Source organism: Peribacillus phoenicis, assembly GCF_047238085.1.
Taxonomy (GTDB): Bacteria; Bacillota; Bacilli; order Bacillales; family DSM-1321; genus Peribacillus.
Genome location: NZ_JBDFMF010000001.1, coordinates 4,788,935 through 4,809,245, shown reverse-complemented (window position 1 = coordinate 4,809,245; position 20,311 = coordinate 4,788,935). Strand labels below are relative to the sequence as shown.

Sequence of the window (20,311 nt, the reverse complement as noted above, 5' to 3'; positions counted from 1 at the left end):
CGGCTTGCGCCTGCGGGAGTCTCCTTAGACGCGCTTTTCTAAGCCGGAGTCTCGCACACCCGCCCCAATCAACTTTTGCTGCAAACTTCTGGTAGAAACCATACCTGAGATTTGTAGGTTCGGGAACATGAAAGAGATATTTTCCAACCCCTTTTGTGTGTATATACGGCAACGAGCAGCAATCATGGCTCCCCATTTGACTAGGAATATACTTCAATTTTTTCTTGAAGAAAGCATGGTAATTCCCATTTTCCATTTTCTTGAATTGTTCGGCAAATTTACTCCAATATGTTATAATACTATGGTTAATCAACTTGAAGATGGAGGATTACATGAGTAAAGACTCTAAATTTGGCCAACAGGCAAAAATTCTAACTTTTCACCCAACAGGTGAGTATTATTTCACCAAGGGTTTAAAAGCTTATCATAGACGAGAACTACCTAAATCAAAAAAATACCTGGAACGTGCGCTGGAACTTGAACCCGCTGAACCGATGATAGCCTGTCAATTGGCAATCACTTGCTCGGAAATCGGAGAATATAATTATTCAAACAACCTCTTGGAAAACATCTTGGATGTGATGGATCCCTATATGTCGGAATGTCATTACTTCCTGGCGAATAATTATGCCCACTTAGGCATGTTCAAGGAGGCTTATCGTCACGCCAGTGCTTATCTTGATAAAGAGGAAGACGGGGAGTTCAGCGATGACGCAGAGGACCTGCTTGAACTGATAACTTTTGAGTCGGATGAGTCAGAAGAAAATCCCTTTAAGCATGATGGGCTCATTACCAAACAGGAACAAGCCCGTGAGTACCTTGAATCAGGCAATTTTCCGAAGGCAATCGAAGTACTGAAAGAAACGATTGCCGAGTACGAGGATTACTGGTCCGCTTATAATAACCTGGCACTTGCCTATTTCTATCTTGGTCAAGTAAATGAAGCCTTTGCAACACTTGATGAGGTACTGGAAAAAAGTCCAGGAAACCTGCATGCGCTGTGTAACCTTGTTGTTTTTCATCATTATCAACAGGATGAAGCAAAGGTTGAAGAGCTCATACACATGCTGGAGAAAATTAGGCCGATGCTATCCGAACAGCGTTTCAAACTTGGGGCGACCTTCGCTTTGATCGGAAACTATGCTTCTGCATATAAATGGCTGAAAGTACTCCAAAGGCAAGGGTTCGAGGGAGATGGGACCTTCTACTATTGGTTAACCATTTCCGCTTACCACCTAGGCCATGAACAGGCTGCCAAAAAGGCATGGAAAAAGGTCGTGGAAATGAATCCGGAAAAGGAAGGAATGGAGCCTTGGGGAGATATGAATGCTACTTCAGATGGTTTTGAACATCATTTTCCTTCTATTATAAAAAGGCTGGAAAGTGAATTCATCGAAGAAAGGCTGTTTGCCATTTTCCTTCTGAAACATTCGGTTCATAAACAGAAGCTATTGAAAAACCAGGTCCTCAACCTTAATCAGAATTTCACAGATTTGGAACGTGATTATGCCGAACTTGTTCAAGCTCCTGCTAAAGATCGTCAATTAACACCGATTGATTTTGCTGATCGCACAGCTGAGTTATTATATCAGCATTTCCAACCGATACAATTAAATGAAGCCGGGCTGTATTTAATGTGGTTTTCCGTCTTCATCGAAGCGGTGAAATCCGAGCAGAAGCTAAATAATCCAGCAGGATGGGCATCAGCGGTGGAGTACGTGTGGAATCAGCTTAAAAATGAGAAGGCGAGCAAACAGGCAATCGCAGACAAACATTTCATATCGGTGTCCACCTTATCAAAGTACGTAAAGTTGGTTCAAACCTTGCTTGGATGAGCAGATATTTGGACGAAAAATTATTTGTTATATAGGATAATAGGTAGGGAACACTAAGCGTAGTGAAGGTTCCATTTGTAATGGAATATGGAGGAGTGAAAACATGTCTGAAAAAATTTATGACGTTGTTATTATTGGAGCTGGTCCTGCAGGGATGACGGCAGCTGTCTATACATCACGTGCGAACCTTTCAACATTGATGTTAGAACGCGGAGTACCTGGCGGGCAAATGGCCAATACAGAGGAAGTTGAGAATTATCCTGGATTCGACACTATACTCGGACCTGAACTTTCAACGAAAATGTTTGACCATGCAAAGAAATTCGGTGCGGAGTATGCTTATGGGGATGTTAAGGAAATCATTGACGGTGAAGAGTATAAAACGATCAAAGCCGGTTCCAAGGAATTCAAGGCACGTTCAATCATCATTTCATCTGGTGCCGAATACAAGAAAATCGGCGTTCCCGGCGAAAAAGAATTGGGCGGCCGCGGTGTATCGTATTGTGCAGTTTGTGATGGTGCATTCTTCAAGCAAAAAGAACTATTCGTTATCGGCGGCGGAGACTCAGCTGTTGAAGAGGGTGTGTACTTAACCCGCTTTGCTTCAAAAGTGACGATCGTTCACAGACGTGACGAACTTCGTGCTCAAAAGATTCTTCAAGATCGTGCATTTGCCAATGAGAAAATTGACTTCATCTGGAATCACACTTTGAAGGAAATCAATGAAAAAGGCGGCAAAGTCGGCGGTGTCACTTTAGTTTCCACTGAAAATGGAGAAGAGACAGTGATGGACGCGGACGGTGTATTCATTTATATCGGAATGCTTCCGCTAACTAAACCATTTGAAAACTTGGGCATCTTGAATTCTACAGGCTATATTGAAACGAATGATCGGATGGAAACACGCGTCCCTGGTATTTTTGCTGCTGGTGACGTTCGTGAAAAAACATTGCGCCAAATCGTTACAGCTACAGGCGATGGAAGCATTGCTGCTCAATCCGCTCAGCATTTTGTTGAGGAACTTCAAGAAAAATTGCAGCCTAAGGCTTGATTTCACTAGAATATACAATCGTAATTCCGTTTTAACGATGTTGTAACACGCGTGAAATAATGATTGGGTATAGTATGGATAGAAGTTGACCCCCTTTAATTATAAACGTTTAAGGACACAGATTAAGTTTCTGTGTCCTTTTTTTTGTTTCCTGCTTTAAGACTATATCTTTAGTTCCAATTTTTAGGGTGTGCACAAATGATTTATAATGTGAAGTAAGCCCGCCCTTTGCATTCAGGCAGCGAAAGTGGAGAAGAATAGGAGTTAAGCAGGATAAAGGCTTATCTTCGTGATTTCTTGCGAATGAAGATTCCCCCAATGCAGGAAGTTTACTTTATTGTTAGCTCATTTCAAAAATAGTATAATGATAAGATATACTAAACATATATATATCTTTCATAATGGTAAGAAGATGAAAAATACAACTTGTTTGAACTATTAGCATTTGTAAATCGCCAAATGGATATCTAGCGGCGGTTTAAGGATATAAACTGAATCTCTTCAACACGGGGGGTGAAGGTTTCTATAGTCGAGCAGAGCCAATTGAGGTGAAGAACGTGCAACGTGTCACAAACTGTGTATTGATCAGGGATAATCAAATCCTCTTATTGAAAAAGCCTAGACGCGGATGGTGGGTAGCTCCAGGCGGAAAGATGGAGCCTGGGGAATCTGTACGCGATGCTTGTATTAGGGAATATCGTGAAGAAACGGGCGTTTATTTAAAAAACCCTTCCATCAAAGGTATTTTCACCTTCATTATGAAGGACGGAGATAAGGTATTGTCGGAATGGATGATGTTCACTTTCTTTGCAACGGATTCCGATGGTGTAAATGTGGATGTTTGTGAAGAAGGGGAACTTAGCTGGCATCCAGTCGAAGATGTTAAAAAGCTGATGATGGCTGAAGGTGATTTTCACATCCTGGACTATATGGTTCATGGAAGTGGGATCATTTATGGAACCTTTACCTATACACCTGAGTTTAAGCTGCTTTCTTACCGATTGGATCCAGGTTAATTTTCACATATAAAAAAGATTGCTATACATGGGGGCGGAGAAACTATGAGTACAGGGCAGATGAGTGAAACGCAATTGGTCATCATTACCGGAATGTCCGGAGCGGGTAAGACAGTGGCGGTTCAAAGTTTTGAAGACCTCGGCTTTTTTTGCGTCGATAATTTGCCGCCCACGCTATTACCAAAGTTTTTGGAGTTAATGAAGGACTCAGGGAATAAGATGAATAAAGTGGCTCTTGTCATGGATTTGAGGGGGAGGGAATTTTTTGATTCCTTATTTCTTGCACTGGATAATTTAACGGATTCAGCTTCAGTATCACCAAGAATCCTTTTTCTTGAAGCTGATGACGATTCCTTGGTCCGCAGATATAAGGAAACGAGAAGGACCCATCCGCTTGCTCCATTAGGCCGGCCATTGGAAGGCATTAAAATGGAGCGGGAACTATTGGACGAATTGAAGGGAAGGGCTCAGCTGATCTTTAATACTTCCCAACTGAAACCGCGCGAATTGAGGGAGAAAATCGCTTCGGAGTTTTCTGCCGATAAAAGTGTCGGTTTTACAGTCAATGTCATGTCGTTCGGGTTCAAGCATGGTCTGCCCATAGATGCCGACCTTGTTTTTGATGTACGTTTCCTGCCAAATCCATATTATATTGACCATATGAGGCCAAGGACTGGCTTGGAACAGGAAGTGTCGAGTTACGTTTTAAAATGGAGTGAGACGCAAAAATTCTTGGAAAAAGTGACTGATTTGCTTGCGTTCATGCTTCCATATTATAAACGTGAAGGTAAAGCACAGCTTGTTGTTGCGATTGGGTGTACAGGCGGTCAGCACCGTTCTGTAGCATTGACGGAGTATATTTCAAACCACTTCAAGAAGGATTACAGGGTTCAAGTATCACATCGTGATATCGAAAAAAGTAAGGGGAAAGCAGATGTTAGATAAAAAGAAACAACCTAAGGTTGTGATCATTGGAGGGGGAACCGGCCTTCCCGTTTTATTGAGAGGGTTAAAGAAGCATCCGGTTGATATAACGGCAATCGTAACGGTAGCTGATGATGGTGGAAGTTCAGGCCGCCTTCGCGAGGATATGGATATTCCCGCTCCGGGTGATATTCGTAACGTGCTGGCTGCGTTATCGGATGTAGAGCCCCTTGTTGAACAAATGTTTCAACATCGCTTTCAAAGTAAAAATGAGTTGTCCGGGCATTCGCTGGGGAATTTGATACTGGCGGCAATGACCTCGCTGACCGGGGATTTCGTCCATGCGATCCAGGAAATGAGTAAATTTCTTAATGTCCGCGGTAAAGTGCTTCCGGCGGCCAACCAAAGTGTGGTTCTCCATGCAGAGATGGAGGACGGAACGATTGTTACAGGAGAATCCAAGATCCCCTTCTCAGGAAAGAAAATAAAAAAAGTATTTCTGTCTCCTCATCATATAAAGCCGCTCAGTGAAACTCTCCAGGAAATCAAGCAGGCAGATCTTATTGTCATAGGTCCAGGGAGTCTGTATACTAGCATTCTGCCTAACTTACTTGTTCCTGGTTTAGGAGAAGAGGTTGCCCGTTCGAAGGCGAAGAAGGTGTACATTTGCAATTTGATGACACAAGCCGGAGAGACGCTGGATTATAGCGCGAGCGATCATATAAAAGCGATATATGACCATATGGGAAATGCATATATTGACAGGATACTTGTTAATAATGAGGAAATACCAACCGAAATTCAGCAACGCTATCAAGCTGAATATGCTAAACCGGTCATGTATGATGTGGAAAGCTTAAAAATGATGGGGCTTGAAATCATACAAGAACGCATTTTTAGCTATGAAGGGAATGTAATACGCCATGACACGAAAAAAGTGGCGGATTTGCTCTATAATATGCTTGTAAATGAAACAAAAAGCCACATTGCACCGTAGATATAAGCGGGAACGGTTTTTTGATTGATAAAAATAGATTACCTGCGTTCGATTGGGGGTGAAATGGATGTCTTTTGCTTCAGAAACGAAAAAAGAGCTTACTACATTAGAGGGAAAGGATTGCTGCGGTAAAGCGGAATTGTGTGCGCTTATCCGGATGAACGGATCCCTTTCATTTTCTAATCGGAAGCTTGTTGTGGATATTCAAACTGAGAATGCTGCGATTGCCAGAAGGATCTATACGCTGCTGAAAAAAAGTTATGAGGTCCAGGTCGAGCTGTTGGTCCGTAAAAAGATGAAGCTTAAAAAGAATAATGTATATATTGTCAGGATGTCATCCGGAGGGCAGCGGGTTTTAACCGATTTGGAAATTTTAGGCGATGGCTTTGAAATTCTCCATGCTATATCCGATACTATTGTTGGGAAGAAATGCTGTAAGCGTTCTTACCTAAGAGGTGCATTTCTTGCGGGGGGTTCGGTGAATAATCCAGAAACGTCTTCCTATCACCTTGAAATTTTCTCACTTTATAAAGAGCACAATGATGCCCTTTGTGAGCTAATGAATAAGTTTGGCTTGAAGGCCAAGACGCTTGAACGCAAGAAAGGGTACATCATTTATTTGAAAGAAGCCGAAAAGATTGCCGAGTTTTTAAGTATAGTTGGCGCCCATTCAGCTTTATTAAGGTTCGAAGATGTACGGATTGTCCGTGATATGCGTAATTCAGTGAATCGGCTTGTGAATTGTGAAACAGCCAATTTGAACAAAACGATCGGGGCCTCATTACGCCAGGTTGAAAATATCCATTATATCGAGGATACGGTGGGGTTAGGCATTTTACCGGATAAGCTTCGGGAAATTGCGGAGCTTAGGATAGCGTTTCAGGATATAACCTTAAAGGAACTAGGGGAAATGGTTTCTGGGGGGACCATCAGTAAATCCGGGATTAATCACCGATTGCGAAAGATTGATGAAATAGCTGACAGGCTCCGTGGGGGAGAGGCTATTGCTGCGAAAAAATAAAGCTAACAGGGGAGATCAAGATGGTGGAAAAGCAAGTTGAGGTAAAATTGAAAACGGGTTTACAGGCGCGGCCGGCGGCTCTTTTTGTACAAGAAGCTAACCGCTTTCATTCAGATGTTTTTCTTGAAAAAGAAGGAAAGAAAGTGAACGCAAAAAGTATAATGGGATTAATGAGCCTTGCCATCAGTTCTGGCGTGACCGTGAAGTTAATCGTCGAAGGACGCGATGAAAAAGAAGCGTTAGAGGCATTGGAAGAGTTCGTTCAGCAAGAGGGTTAAAAGAAAAGGATGCTTAAAAGAGCATCCTTTTTTTTCATTATGTAAAAAAGCTCCGGAAGTCGCTAAAGGCGTTCTCCGGAGCCGGTTGTTGCAAGATTATTTAGAGTCTTTTTTATCATCAAGGATGCTGCGCGTGATGACTTTGTCGATCAAGCCATATTCAAGGGCTCTTTCGGAAGTCATGAAGTTATCACGTTCCGTATCTCTTTGAAGGACTTCAATAGGTTGACCAGTACGTTCTGCCAAGATTTGGTTCAGTTTATCTTTCAAGTGAAGGATACGGCGGGCAGCAATTTCAATTTCTGTAGCTTGACCTTGAGCTCCTCCAAGTGGTTGGTGAATCATGACTTCACTGTTTGGCAACGCATAACGTTTGCCTTTTTCGCCAGCGGCCAATAGGAAAGCACCCATGGAAGCGGCCATACCGATGCATACTGTGGATACATTAGGTTTGATATATTGCATAGTATCGTAAATGGCCATACCGGAAGTGATGCTTCCACCAGGGCTGTTGATGTATAGAGTGATATCTTTTTCAGGATTTTCCGCTTCTAAAAATAGTAATTGAGCAACAATGGAGTTGGAAACATTATCGTCAATTGCACTTCCTAGCATAATGATCCGGTCTTTTAATAAACGGGAATAAATATCGTAGGCACGCTCCCCACGACTTGTTTGTTCGATAACTGTAGGAATTAAATTCATGTTCATTTCCTCCTTCGATTAAGAGAATCATTTAAATTCTTTATGTATGTATGATACACTTTTTGGTCAATTTAGGTCAAACAAAACAAACCCTATAATGGATAATTTGTTCGACAATTTTCTGGCTATGGCTCCTTCCTGATAGATTACTTTATATATTATGCCGCACAGGGATGAATTTCCACATTACCCATAATACCCAAAAGAAGAAGTTTTAAACCTGATAACCCTTGCAAAGGAGGGGATTCTATCATATAATGAAGTCTGTTGAAAAAATATTTTCTAATACGCCCTCGTAGTGCAACGGATAGAACGCAAGCCTCCGAAGCTTGAAATGCAGGTTCGATTCCTGCCGAGGGCATTACCAATCTTCTGCTTAATAAAGCGGGGGATTTTTTATTGGTCAATTTTAAGAGTGTTCCTAAGATTTTTGGTGAATTTACTCGTTTTCTGTAATATTTCATCGAATTCTGGAATGTCAGGCCTGTCTTGAAAATATTCGCCCACACTATTAAAAAATGGTGATTTTTCAATAAAAGTAGTTGTTAAATTTGCATTTCTAACATATAGTATTTAAAAACAAATAAACTATTCAGAAAAAAACGTAAGCGTTTTCATGGGTTTTTGTGTAGAATTTTCTCCTGATAATGTAAAATGGAGTGGGGGAGGGGTGAATCGATGAGTATGAATATGAAAGCGGGACTTTTTCAACAGCAAACATTAAAGATGGCAATGACCCAGGAGCTTATGCAAGCTATTACATTGCTGCAATACTCCTCGCAGGAGCTATCGGCTTTTTTAGAAAATAAAATGGTGGAGAATCCATTACTGTCCATAGATCAGCCAACATCGGCTTTATTTCAGCCAACTTTTGACCGGAAAAAGGGGAAACGGACTCTTAAGAATACGTATGATGCCAACTATTGGATTGAACAGATCAGTGAAGATACTATATCGCTTGAACAGCATATCATGTCCCAGGTGAATCACCAGCAGCTTACCGGTGAGCAGCAGAAGGCATTGCTGCTATTAATTCATAACCTTGATGAAAACGGTTACTTGAGGACTGAGCTGGATGATATATGTATCCCAGGTATATCTCCGATCGTTTTGGAAGAAAGCCTCTCAATTTTACAGGAACTCGAGCCGCATGGAATTGGAGCTAGAAATCTTCAAGAGTGCCTGTTGCTTCAAGTGCAAGCAGAAGGTATGAATCTGCTTGCAGAATCGATCATAGAAAACCATTTCCTCGATTTTGCGGAAAAGCGCTGGAAAGACCTAAGTAAGAAAATCGGTGTTACAATGAAGGAGATTCAAGAAGTATTTGATTATGTCCAGACATTGAACCCGCGACCGGCTTCACTCTTTTTTCAGGAAAAACCTTCTTATATAGTGCCGGATGTGGTCGTGGAAGTTCGTGATGGCATGCTGCTTGTCGGGAATTATGATGGTAACACACCTAATCTTAATGTGGATAAAGGGTATTTAAACCGTATGAAGAGCCATAAGGATCAGGGGGTTCAACGGTTTATCCAGGATAAGTGGCAGGAATACCAATGGATTTCCAGAGGGATCCAACAGAGGAAAGAAACTATATTGAAGGTCATTCAGTGCATCGTCGATAAACAGCCGGCGTGCTTTCATCATGGCCTGAACTATTTGAAACCGATGACGATGAAGGAAATCGCCGACGAACTTGGTATACATGAGTCCACAGTAAGCCGGGCGGTCAAAGGGAAATACGTGCAGACACCATTTGGCACGATAGAGATGCGGATATTTTTCACTACTTCTTTACAGTCGGTCGGCCTTGATGAGGATATGTCGGGCATGCAGGCAAAAAAGAGCCTGCAGGCAGCCATCAATGGGGAAAATAAACAAAAGCCGCTTTCGGATCAAGACCTGGCAGAACGGTTGAAAGAGGAGCATGGAATAATCCTGGCACGCCGAACCGTTGCCAAATACCGCGAACAATTAGGTATCCCTTCTTCATCTAAACGAAAAAGATATGATTGAAAAGGATGAGTGGTTTGGAATCAAATGCGTTTGTTTTATATAGTAGGGATAAATGCCCGTTATGCGATAAAGCCAAGCAGGTTCTTGAAGAAGTGAAAGAGGAATCAGGCATAGGCTATAAAGAAATCGATATCCATACCGATGATGATTTGCTTGAGAAATTCGGGCTGATGATTCCTGTCGTAGAATGGAAAGATGATATCGTTCAATTCGGGAACGTTGATAAATCAGCTCTAAATCGCCTTTTGGAAAAATAATTTTTCAAATCATTTGAAGAAACATTCCGTTCCTGCTAGAATAAAATATGTAGCAGGAATATTTTTTTGTTTTAAGTGGGACAGAAAATGACTACGCGGGACATTAAATGTCCAACTTAACTTTTTAGGAGTTTTAAATATGCGTACATTACTCGAGGTACAAAGAAAATTATTACCTGATTTCCTTATGGTTATGCAAAAAAGATATGATATCCTGCGTTATATCAAAATGATGCAGCCGGTTGGAAGGCGCAGTCTGTCCGTGAGCCTTAATTTGACAGAGCGGACGCTTAGAGGCGAGGTTGATTTTCTGAAAAGTCAGAACCTGGTTAACATATTCAGCTCTGGCATGACGCTGACTGATGAAGGGATTGAAATCCTGGATAAGTTAGAAGGAATAATGCGTGAAGTAATGGGTATAGACATAATGGAACGGCAATTGCAGGATTTATTGCAAGTGGATGAGGTCATTATCGTCTCAGGAAATTGTGATGAGACCCCATGGGTGAAAAAAGAATTGGGTAAAGCTTGTGCAATCCGTATGAAACGAGAATGGAAATCAAAGAATATCATTGCGGTAACTGGCGGATCGACAATGGCCGAAGTGGCTGATTCGTTGTCACCTGATGAAGCGTCGAAGAAATTGACATTTGTCCCGGCCCGCGGGGGAATTGGTGAAGCAGTGCAGAATCAGGCCAATACGATTGTCGAAAAAATGGCCCAGAAGGCACAGGCCTCATACAGAGTGTTATATGTACCCGATCAATTAAGCGGTGAGGTTTATGCTTCATTTCAGAAGGAACCTGCAATTAAAGAAGTGATTTCCCAAATCAAATCTGCCGATATGATCATTCATGGAATTGGTGATGCCATGGCGATGGCAGAAAGAAGAAATTCTTCGCCAGAAATGTTAAAGAAGCTGTTAGATGGAAATGCTGTAGGAGAGGCATTCGGTTATTATTACGATGAAAACGGCAAAGTTGTTCATAAAGTTTTAACAGTCGGCATCCAGTTAGATGATCTTAGCCCTGAAAAGCGAGTGATAACTGTGGCAGGTGGTAAAACTAAAGCAAAGGCTATCCGTTCCTACATGAAAGGCGCACCTTCATCAACCGTTTTAATCACGGATGAAGCGGCGGCACAAGAGTTAATTCAGGGGAATTACACCCCTTAATATATTTGCGAACTTAAAAGGAGGAATTTTTCATGGCAGTAAAAGTTGGTATTAATGGTTTTGGACGTATTGGACGTAATGTATTTCGTGCAGCATTGAGTAATCCTGGGGTAGAGATTGTTGCTATTAACGACTTAACGGATGCTAATATGTTAGCGCACCTTCTTCAATACGATACAATTCATGGATCTCTTAATGAAAAAGTATCAGTTGATGGGGATTACCTTGTTGTTGATGGTCATAAAGTCAAAGTATTGGCTGAACGTGACCCTGCACAATTAGCATGGGGTGAACTGGGAGTAGAAGTGGTAGTAGAATCTACAGGACGTTTCACGAAACGTGCAGATGCAGCTAAGCATTTAGAAGCTGGCGCGAAAAAAGTAATCATCTCTGCTCCTGCATCTGATGAAGATATCACAATCGTAATGGGTGTAAACGAAGACAAATATGATGCAGCTAACCACCATGTAATCTCCAATGCTTCTTGTACAACGAACTGCTTAGCTCCATTTGCTAAAGTGCTTCATGAACAATTCGGAATCAAGCGCGGTATGATGACTACTGTTCACTCTTATACAAATGATCAGCAAATCCTTGATTTGCCACACAAAGATTATCGCCGTGCACGTGCAGCTGCCGAGAATATCATTCCTACAACAACTGGGGCAGCAAAAGCTGTAGCACTTGTTCTTCCTGAACTTAAAGGGAAATTGAATGGTATGGCAATGCGTGTACCTACTCCAAACGTATCTGTTGTCGACCTTGTTGCAGAACTTGAAAAAGACACAACAGTTGAAGAAGTAAATGCAGCATTCAAAAAGGCTTCTGAAGGCGAATTAAAAGGAATTCTTGAGTACAGCGAACTTCCGCTAGTATCAACTGACTATAACGGTAACCCATCATCATCTACAATTGATGCCCTTTCCACAATGGTAATGGAAGGAAACATGGTTAAAGTATTATCTTGGTATGATAATGAAACAGGATACTCTAGCCGTGTGGTTGATTTAATCGACTATTTGGCTAAAAAAGGATTGTAATTAGAATAATAAAAAAACCTCACCAAGGTGAGGTTTTTTTTATCACACCTCTAAAAAAACTTGGCAGAAGATGATATTATTAGTAAGTCATTAATCAGTCAAGCGTTTACATTTCTTGTTTTTGGATAATTTCCTGGAAACCGACTATAATGAAAAAGAGAAAAGGGGAGTTGGGAAATTTACCCTCTCCCTTTTTGACTAAAGAAATCAAAAATATGATAACGATATCTAAGGAGGTTCTTGGATTATGAATAAAAAGTCGATTAGAGATATTGAATTAAAGGGGAAACGCGTATTTTGCCGTGTCGATTTCAATGTGCCGATGCAAGACGGAAAGATTTCGGATGATACGAGAATCAAAGCTGCACTGCCGACGATTTCCTATCTGACAGAACAAGGCGCTAAAGTCATCTTAGCCAGCCACCTTGGCCGTCCTAAAGGACAAGTCGTAGAAGAATTGCGTCTAGCACCTGTTGCGGAAAGACTAAGCGAACTTAGTGGCAAGGATGTGCAAAAGGCAGAAGAAGCTTACGGTGAGACCGTTCAATCAATCATTGATAACATGCAAGATGGCGAGATCCTGTTGTTGGAAAACGTTCGTTTCTATCCAGGAGAAGAGAAGAACGATCAAGAATTGGCGAAGTCATTTGCTGCACTTGCTGATGTTTATGTTAACGATGCATTCGGAGCTGCGCATCGTGCACATGCTTCAACTGAAGGAATAGCGCACCATCTCCCAGCCGTTGCCGGATTGCTGATGGAAAAAGAGCTTTCTGTACTGGGAAAAGCCCTATCCAACCCAGAACGTCCTTTTACAGCTATAATTGGCGGAGCAAAAGTAAAGGATAAGATAGGCGTTATCGAAAACCTTTTGGAAAAAGTCGATCACTTGATCATCGGTGGCGGACTGGGTTATACATTCATTAAAGCGCAAGGTCATGAAATCGGTAATTCCTTATTGGAAGAAGACAAAATAGAATTGGCCAAATCGTTCATCGAAAGTGCAAAAGAAAAAGGCGTAAAGCTTCATTTGCCTATCGATGCAGTCGTTACTGCTGAATTTTCACCTGATGCAGAAACAGAGAATGTCGATATCGATGCTATTCCAAATGATAAAATGGCTCTTGATATCGGTCCAAAAACAAGTGAATTATTTGCGGATGTAATCAAAAGTTCCAAGCTTGTCATTTGGAATGGACCAATGGGTGTATTCGAGTTCGATAAATTTGCGAATGGAACGAAAACCGTTGCTAGAGCCTTGGCGGAAGCAAACGATACGTACAGCATTGTAGGCGGAGGGGATTCAGCCGCAGCTGCAGAAAAGTTTGGCTTGGCAGAAAAGATGTCCCATATTTCAACTGGCGGCGGTGCATCTCTTGAGTTCATGGAAGGCAAAGAGTTGCCTGGCGTTATGGCCTTGAACGATAAATAAGATTTAAACCGTTACATATTTCAACATTAGAAGGGATGAGAAACCAAATGCGTAAACCGATTATTGCAGGAAACTGGAAAATGAATAAAACACTATCTGAAGCGACTGCCTTTTTAGAAGAAGTGAGCAATTTGATTCCGAAGCAAGAGGTAATCGATACGGTTGTTTGTGCTCCAGCTTTATTTTTGGATCAGCTGGTTCAAGCAGCAAAAGGAACCGATGTGAAGATCGGGGCGCAGAACATGCACTTTGAAGAAAGCGGTGCTTTCACAGGAGAAATCAGCCCAATCGCATTGGCTGATCTTGGTGTATCTTACGTCATACTTGGTCATTCTGAACGCCGGGAAATGTTCAACGAAACGGATGAAGCCGTTAATAAAAAAGCTCATGCCGCTTTTTCCCACGGGTTGACCCCAATCGTTTGCTGCGGTGAAACACTTGAACAAAGGGAAGCTGGCGAAACGAATGATTTCGTAGGCAGCCAGATTGAAAAAGGCCTAGCTGGATTATCTGGCGATCAATTGAAACAAGCCGTTATTGCTTATGAGCCGATTTGGGCGATTGGAACAGGAAAATCGTCATCTGCTCAAGATGCTAATGAAGTTTGTGCGCATATCCGCTCGGTTGTTGCCGACAAATTTTCAAATGAAGCAGCTGCAGCCATCCGCATTCAATACGGTGGCAGTGTAAAACCTGAGAATATTAAAGAGTACATGGCACAACCTGATATAGACGGTGCGTTGGTTGGCGGTGCAAGCTTGAAATCCGATTCATTTTTACAATTGCTGGAGGCTGGTCACTATGAGTAAGTCGCCTGTGGCACTTATCATCTTAGACGGTTTCGGCTGCCGTAACGAGGAAAAGGGAAATGCTGTTTTTCATGCGAAAAAACCGAACTTTGACCGTTTTTGGGAACAGTATCCGCATTCCCATTTAACTGCAAGCGGGGAAGCGGTCGGCTTGCCTGCCGGTCAAATGGGGAACTCGGAAGTGGGTCATTTGAATATCGGGGCAGGACGGATCGTTTATCAAAGTCTGACCCGTGTGAACCTTGCTATCCGTGAAGGTGAGTTTGCCCAAAACCCAACTTTGGTCGATGCCATGAGTCATGCCAAGAATAAAGGCACGGACCTTCATCTTTTCGGTCTTCTTTCAGATGGCGGCGTGCACAGTCATATTGATCATATGTATGCCCTGCTGAAATTGGCCGCTAAAGAAGGAGTTAAAAATGTATATGTACATGCATTTTTAGATGGTCGTGATGTCGGACCGAAAACGGCGCAAGGTTATATTAAGGAAGCGGAAGCGAAAATGAAGGAAATCGGTGTTGGACAGTTTGCGACCATATCCGGAAGATATTATTCGATGGACCGTGATAAGCGCTGGGAACGTGTGGAGAAATCCTACCGTTCAATGGTGTATGGTGATGGCCCTGCTTACTCTTCCGCGATGGAATGTGTCGAGGATTCCTACGAACATGGTATTTTTGATGAGTTCGTGATACCTTCAGTCATAACGGCGGAAGACGGTAAACCGGTGGCGACGATTAAAGATGATGATGCCGTAATCTTTTATAACTTCCGTCCAGACCGGGCGATCCAGATTTCCAATACGTTCACGAATGAGGATTTTCGCTCATTTGACCGCGGCCCTGGACATCCGAAGCATCTCCATTTTGTCTGCTTGACACATTTTTCAGAAACAGTTGACGGATATGTTGCATTTAATCCGACAAATCTTGATAATACATTAGGGGAAGTACTTTCCCAAAACCAGCTTACTCAGCTTCGTATCGCTGAAACTGAAAAATATCCGCATGTGACGTTTTTCATGAGCGGCGGACGTGAAGAAAAGTTTCCTGGTGAAGAGAGGATTTTAATTAATTCTCCGAAAGTCGCTACATATGATTTACAACCGGAAATGAGTGCTTATGAAGTAACGGATGCATTGGTGGAACAAATTGAGGCTGACCGTTTTGATGCCATTCTCTTGAATTTTGCCAACCCAGACATGGTTGGTCATTCAGGGATGCTTGAGCCTACCATTAAAGCGATTGAAACAGTGGATGAATGCCTAGGCAGGATTGTCGATTTAATCGTCTCAAAAGGCGGTACAGCTATCATTACCGCTGACCATGGGAACGCTGATGAAGTCGTAACGCTTGAAGGCAACCCGATGACAGCCCATACTACGAATCCCGTTCCTGTCATTATCACTAAAAATCAGGTAACATTAAGAACAGGTGGTATCTTAGGCGATTTAGCTCCAACGATGCTTGACTTGCTTGGAGTCGAAAAACCTGTTGAAATGACAGGGAAATCCCTATTATCTAAATAAAATTGTGAATAGGAAAAGGAGAGATTTATAATGCCGTACATCGAACATGTATATGCACGCGAAGTGCTAGATTCCCGTGGTAACCCAACAATAGAAGTAGAAATCCAAACAGAGTCCGGATACTTCGGACGTGCAATCGTACCATCAGGTGCTTCAACAGGAGAACACGAAGCGGTTGAGCTTCGTGACGGAGATAAATCTCGCTACCTGGGTAAAGGGGTACAAAAAGCAGTCGATAATGTAAATGATATCATTGCTGAAGCTGTCATCGGTTTGGATGTAACGAACCAAGCAGGCCTTGACCTTACTATGATTGAATTGGATGGCACTGAAAACAAAGGAAACTTGGGAGCTAATGCAATCCTTGGCGTATCAATGGCTGCTGCCCATGCCGCTGCAGAATTTTCAGGTTTACCATTGTATCGTTACCTTGGAGGGTTCAATGCGAAACAACTTCCGACTCCAATGATGAACATCATTAACGGCGGATCACATGCCGATAACAATGTTGACTTCCAGGAATTCATGATCCTTCCTGTAGGCGCTCCTAGCTTCAAAGAAGCAGTTCGTATGGGTGCAGAAGTATTCCATGCCTTGAAATCCGTCCTTTCTGCCAAAGGCTTGAATACGGCAGTCGGCGATGAAGGCGGCTTTGCGCCAAACCTTGGTTCAAACCGTGAAGCGCTTCAAGTCATCATCGAGGCAATTGAAAAAGCTGGCTACAAAGCAGGCGAAGATATCTACCTTGGCATGGACGTGGCTTCATCTGAATTCTATAACAAAGAAACAGGCAAATATGATCTTGCTGGCGAAGGCCGCAATGGTGTTACATCCGAAGAAATGGTAGCTTTCTATGAAGAGCTAGTGAATGAATTCCCTATTATCTCCATCGAGGACGGCCTGGATGAAAATGACTGGGATGGCCACAAACTTTTAACGGAACGCATCGGTTCTAAAGTTCAGCTTGTTGGTGACGATCTTTTTGTAACGAACACGAAAAAATTGGCTGAAGGCATCGAAAAAGGCATCGGCAACTCCATCCTGATCAAAGTGAACCAAATTGGTACACTGACTGAAACGTTTGATGCAATCGAAATGGCTAAACGCGCAGGCTACACTGCAGTCGTTTCCCACCGTTCCGGTGAAACGGAAGATGCAACGATCGCTGATATCGCCGTTGCAACAAACGCAGGACAAATCAAAACTGGTTCCATGTCCCGTACGGACCGTATCGCTAAATACAACCAACTTCTTCGCATCGAAGACCAGCTTGGTGACTTGGCTGTATATGGCGGTTTGAAATCTTTCTATAACTTGAAGAAGTAATCTTTGCTAGAATTTGGATTACAGTAATTTCTCCTCCTATTCAATGTGGCCATCCACATTGAATAGGAGGTTTTTTATGCCCATAAACCAGCCACTTCTTCCAGGTTGAAAGGATTTAATCAAACGTTTGATTAATAAAAAAAAGGTGCCGCATCAGGGCACCTTTTTTTAATTATCCGATACAGCTTCCACTGGTACGGCATTATAGTATTCTTCTAATGTAATCTTCGCTTCAAAGATTTCAGTTGCGGTATCGACACCAACATAACGGATATGCCATGGTTCGTATTTATAACCTGTGATGTTTTCCTTGCCTTCAGGGTAGCGGATGATAAATCCGTATTCATGTGCATGTTCAGCAAGCCAGGCGGATTCTTTCGTATCACCGAAGCAGTCTTGGGCGGCACATGCACCATCGTGGGTCGTGACATCAATCGCGAGTCCCGTTTCATGCTCGCTTGTCCCAGGCATTGCACTGTAGGTTTTCGCTTTTTCTTCCCCATCTTTAGCCACATAGTTATTAAAGACCTCGATCTGTCTTTGGTGAGAGCGATAAGCGGAAACGCCGGCAAAGTGCATGTTTTCTTTTTCGGCAGCCTGGAACATTACTTCAAGTGCCTTTCCCGCTTCCTCGCGCATCATTCTTTTATCGATTTTATCTTCAAAGATGAAATCCACTTTTGGGTAGATAAGGTCAGCAGGTTTGTAATCTTCAGGCAGGCTGTATTGTTTATTGACAAGTACAGGAATGCCTTCCGGATGGGCTAATGTCTGAAGGCCGGCCTGTCCGGGTTTAGCCGTTTCATCAACTTCCACCTGGCGTTGGGCCGATTCTTTTGAATCATTATTCTTGTCAGTTTCTGTCTCCTTCTCAGTCTCCTGGGAGCTCGGTTGTTCTTCTTTTTGCTCTTTTTCATCATTGCTGGTCAGGTCGAATGAACAGCCAGCCATAAGAATGAAAGATGATAGAGCGGTTACTGCAAATATAGGTTTTAACATATGAAAGGCCCCTTGCTTTTAATATAAGATTTCCAATAAAAGTAGTTGAAAAATTATCGTGATAAGTAATCCCTTGTTAATTCACTTTGATATTTATCAAGAAATAAGCCAATCCAGACGACCATCAATAAAAATGGATAATCGTTACGGACTGCGGTTTCCACGACGGGATCAGACCAAAAGCTCGAAAGGAAACCAGATGACATCCTGATTGTCTCGAATGTGACAAGGGCGTGAAGCGATAACCAAAGAATCGTAAGAGTATTGGTCCCAAACCCAATGACCGCCGCTATGACGCTCAGCAAGGCGGCTGCTGCCCCGATCAGGAGGACATTGAAGCTTGATTGGAAAAAGTCGATACCGCTATTGGAAAGTCCATTATAAATAATAGCAGTAAAATAAACGGTTGTCGTGATATATGCAGCAAATAATAAGTATCGATTTCCGTGATACTTTGCCAGCAGCAATAAAAGCGGTGATAGGATGATTAATAGGACGCTGATGAAATTGCTTCCGCCTGTCCATAAAGAATAGCCGGCAACCGCCGAGAATAGGATGGTCAGGAGATCAAGAATCCGGAGTATGGACTTAAACATGTTGACACCTCTTTCTCTATTTATGCAAATTATCTCAAACTTTGATTCAAAAAGAAAATAAATGACTATGGATTTTTAGGAATTCTTACCATCATAGTATAACAAAGATTGTGGATATTTATTGGGTGTGGTAAAGTTAAAGTAATTGTTTATTGGTTCTTCAGGAGGTGTAATTGCATGCATGCATTTCTCATAACGCTTTTAGTGATTGTCAGTATCGCCCTCATTGTGACGGTATTGCTTCAATCAGGTAAGAGTGCAGGTTTATCAGGTGCGATTGCCGGCGGTGCTGAGCAGCTATTCGGAAAGCAAAAGGCACGCGGTTTGGACCTGGTTTTACATCGTGCGACAATAGTATTGGCGATTTTATTCTTTGCTTTAACTTTACTTGTTGCATACTTTGATGTGTAATGGATCAAAAATGAGTCTAGCTAAATAGCTAGACTTTTTTCTTTGCACAATAGTTACATGAATAGATATAGTGATTTTAGTACTTAATTATAGGATAGGGATGTTTTAAAATTCTATTTACAGATAAAGGAGCTTAAGATCATGAAAATAAAGCTGCAGCAGCCCTTTACTTTTGAAGGCGGAAAAAGAGCTGTCTTACTTTTACATGGATTTACGGGGAATTCAGCGGATGTACGGATGCTGGGGCGTTACTTGGAGAAACAGGGATACACTTGCCATGCCCCGCACTATAAAGGACATGGCGTCCCCCCGGAGGAGCTGGTGAAAACGGGTCCGGAAGATTGGTGGAAAGATGTCATGATGGCCTACGATTTCCTGAAAAGCAAAGGCCATGAAGAAATTGCTGTTGCCGGACTATCATTAGGAGGCGTATTTTCTCTTAAATTAGGTTACACTGTACCTATAAAGGGTATCGTATCAATGTGTGCGCCTATGTATATCAAAAGTGAAGAAATGATGTTTAAAGGAGTATTGGAGTACGCCAGAGAATTTAAGAAGTATGAAGGAAAAACTCAAGAGCAAATAGAGCTTGAAATGGACCTCCTTGCCGATAAACCGATGAATACATTGAAAGCCCTTCAGGAATTGATAACGGATGTACGAGAGCACGTCGACCTTATATACGCGCCGACATTTGTGGTGCAGGGTCGGCATGATGATGTTATCAATCCAAAAAGTGCCGATATTATTATTGATGCCATTGAATCACCGGTCAAAAAAATCAAGTGGTATGAAGAATCCGGTCATGTCATAACTCTTGATAAAGAAAAGGACCAGCTGCATGAAGATGTATTGGAATTTTTAGAAAGTCTGGATTGGGCCGAATAACAAAATTA

The 20,311-nt window shown here is 42.2% G+C and carries 20 protein-coding genes and 1 tRNA gene; 18 read left to right on the top strand and 3 right to left on the bottom strand.

The features are described 5' to 3' along the window. Positions 1–332 precede the first annotated feature (332 nt). The 7 genes from ABC374_RS23885 (at position 333) to ABC374_RS23855 (ending at position 7,122) form a co-directional block, all read left to right on the top strand. Positions 333–1,835, top strand: a complete 1,503-nt coding sequence (locus ABC374_RS23885) for a tetratricopeptide repeat protein (protein WP_350300538.1) — start codon at positions 333–335, stop codon at positions 1,833–1,835. A gap of 103 nt (positions 1,836–1,938) precedes the next feature. After that, a complete protein-coding gene (gene trxB, locus ABC374_RS23880; RefSeq protein WP_350300537.1) occupies positions 1,939–2,886 on the top strand; it encodes a thioredoxin-disulfide reductase in 948 nt (315 codons plus the stop codon). Positions 2,887–3,443: 557 nt separating this feature from the next. Then, complete coding sequence (locus ABC374_RS23875; RefSeq protein ID WP_034309963.1) at positions 3,444–3,902, top strand: NUDIX hydrolase; 459 nt, start codon at positions 3,444–3,446, stop codon at positions 3,900–3,902. 45 nt (positions 3,903–3,947) lie between these two features. Further along, positions 3,948–4,847, top strand: coding sequence for an RNase adapter RapZ (rapZ, locus tag ABC374_RS23870; RefSeq protein WP_350300536.1), 900 nt, complete (start codon positions 3,948–3,950; stop codon positions 4,845–4,847). After that, on the top strand, positions 4,837–5,823 hold the full coding sequence (locus ABC374_RS23865) for a gluconeogenesis factor YvcK family protein (RefSeq protein WP_101223719.1): 987 nt from the start codon (positions 4,837–4,839) through the stop codon (positions 5,821–5,823). Before rapZ ends, ABC374_RS23865 begins: the two co-directional genes overlap by 11 nt. A gap of 67 nt (positions 5,824–5,890) precedes the next feature. After that, the gene (gene whiA, locus ABC374_RS23860; RefSeq protein WP_101223718.1) at positions 5,891–6,844 is read left to right on the top strand and encodes a DNA-binding protein WhiA; all 954 of its coding nucleotides are present in this window, start codon (positions 5,891–5,893) and stop codon (positions 6,842–6,844) included. A gap of 20 nt (positions 6,845–6,864) precedes the next feature. Beyond that, positions 6,865–7,122, top strand: coding sequence for an HPr family phosphocarrier protein (locus ABC374_RS23855; RefSeq protein WP_101223717.1), 258 nt, complete (start codon positions 6,865–6,867; stop codon positions 7,120–7,122). Positions 7,123–7,218: 96 nt separating this feature from the next. On the opposite strand, the gene clpP is transcribed toward ABC374_RS23855, so the two are convergent. Continuing rightward, a complete protein-coding gene (gene clpP, locus ABC374_RS23850) occupies positions 7,219–7,827 on the bottom strand; it encodes an ATP-dependent Clp endopeptidase proteolytic subunit ClpP (RefSeq protein ID WP_063233960.1) in 609 nt (202 codons plus the stop codon). Positions 7,828–8,116: 289 nt separating this feature from the next. Between clpP and ABC374_RS23845 the strand changes: the two genes are divergently transcribed. The 9 genes from ABC374_RS23845 to eno all read left to right on the top strand — a co-directional run bounded on the left by ABC374_RS23845 (position 8,117) and on the right by eno (position 17,409). Continuing rightward, positions 8,117–8,188: transfer RNA gene (locus tag ABC374_RS23845), tRNA-Arg, on the top strand. Between the two features lie 317 nt (positions 8,189–8,505). Further along, positions 8,506–9,843 (top strand): RNA polymerase factor sigma-54, encoded by a 1,338-nt coding sequence (gene rpoN, locus ABC374_RS23840; RefSeq protein ID WP_350300535.1) that lies wholly within the window; start codon positions 8,506–8,508, stop codon positions 9,841–9,843. Positions 9,844–9,848: 5 nt separating this feature from the next. After that, positions 9,849–10,100, top strand: a complete 252-nt coding sequence (locus tag ABC374_RS23835) for a glutaredoxin family protein (protein ID WP_137023278.1) — start codon at positions 9,849–9,851, stop codon at positions 10,098–10,100. 139 nt (positions 10,101–10,239) lie between these two features. Beyond that, on the top strand, positions 10,240–11,274 hold the full coding sequence (locus ABC374_RS23830) for a sugar-binding transcriptional regulator (protein WP_413019947.1): 1,035 nt from the start codon (positions 10,240–10,242) through the stop codon (positions 11,272–11,274). Positions 11,275–11,306: 32 nt separating this feature from the next. Further along, on the top strand, positions 11,307–12,314 hold the full coding sequence (gap, locus tag ABC374_RS23825) for a type I glyceraldehyde-3-phosphate dehydrogenase (RefSeq protein ID WP_133351126.1): 1,008 nt from the start codon (positions 11,307–11,309) through the stop codon (positions 12,312–12,314). Between the two features lie 247 nt (positions 12,315–12,561). Beyond that, positions 12,562–13,746, top strand: a complete 1,185-nt coding sequence (locus ABC374_RS23820) for a phosphoglycerate kinase (RefSeq protein WP_350300532.1) — start codon at positions 12,562–12,564, stop codon at positions 13,744–13,746. A 47-nt stretch (positions 13,747–13,793) separates the two neighbouring features. Beyond that, the gene (gene tpiA, locus ABC374_RS23815; protein WP_413019946.1) at positions 13,794–14,555 is read left to right on the top strand and encodes a triose-phosphate isomerase; all 762 of its coding nucleotides are present in this window, start codon (positions 13,794–13,796) and stop codon (positions 14,553–14,555) included. Beyond that, positions 14,548–16,083, top strand: coding sequence for a 2,3-bisphosphoglycerate-independent phosphoglycerate mutase (gene gpmI, locus ABC374_RS23810; protein WP_413019945.1), 1,536 nt, complete (start codon positions 14,548–14,550; stop codon positions 16,081–16,083). Before tpiA ends, gpmI begins: the two co-directional genes overlap by 8 nt. Before the next feature lie 30 nt (positions 16,084–16,113). Continuing rightward, positions 16,114–17,409: a phosphopyruvate hydratase gene (gene eno / locus ABC374_RS23805; RefSeq protein WP_034309992.1), complete on the top strand. Its 1,296-nt coding sequence runs from the start codon at positions 16,114–16,116 to the stop codon at positions 17,407–17,409. A gap of 168 nt (positions 17,410–17,577) precedes the next feature. Here the strand turns inward: eno and ABC374_RS23800 are convergent, their stop codons facing one another. Both ABC374_RS23800 and ABC374_RS23795 read right to left on the bottom strand, forming a co-directional pair. Continuing rightward, positions 17,578–18,408: a M15 family metallopeptidase gene (locus ABC374_RS23800; protein ID WP_413019944.1), complete on the bottom strand. Its 831-nt coding sequence runs from the start codon at positions 18,406–18,408 to the stop codon at positions 17,578–17,580. A 53-nt stretch (positions 18,409–18,461) separates the two neighbouring features. Next, positions 18,462–19,004, bottom strand: coding sequence for a hypothetical protein (locus ABC374_RS23795; RefSeq protein WP_350300528.1), 543 nt, complete (start codon positions 19,002–19,004; stop codon positions 18,462–18,464). A gap of 177 nt (positions 19,005–19,181) precedes the next feature. Here ABC374_RS23795 and secG point away from each other — a divergent pair, with 177 nt between their 5' ends. Further along, positions 19,182–19,415 carry a preprotein translocase subunit SecG gene (secG, locus tag ABC374_RS23790; protein WP_034309999.1) on the top strand — a complete coding sequence of 78 codons (234 nt, stop codon included), beginning with the start codon at positions 19,182–19,184 and terminating at the stop codon, positions 19,413–19,415. Positions 19,416–19,556: 141 nt separating this feature from the next. Beyond that, positions 19,557–20,303, top strand: a complete 747-nt coding sequence (locus ABC374_RS23785) for an alpha/beta hydrolase (RefSeq protein ID WP_101223705.1) — start codon at positions 19,557–19,559, stop codon at positions 20,301–20,303. Positions 20,304–20,311: the final 8 nt, after the last annotated feature.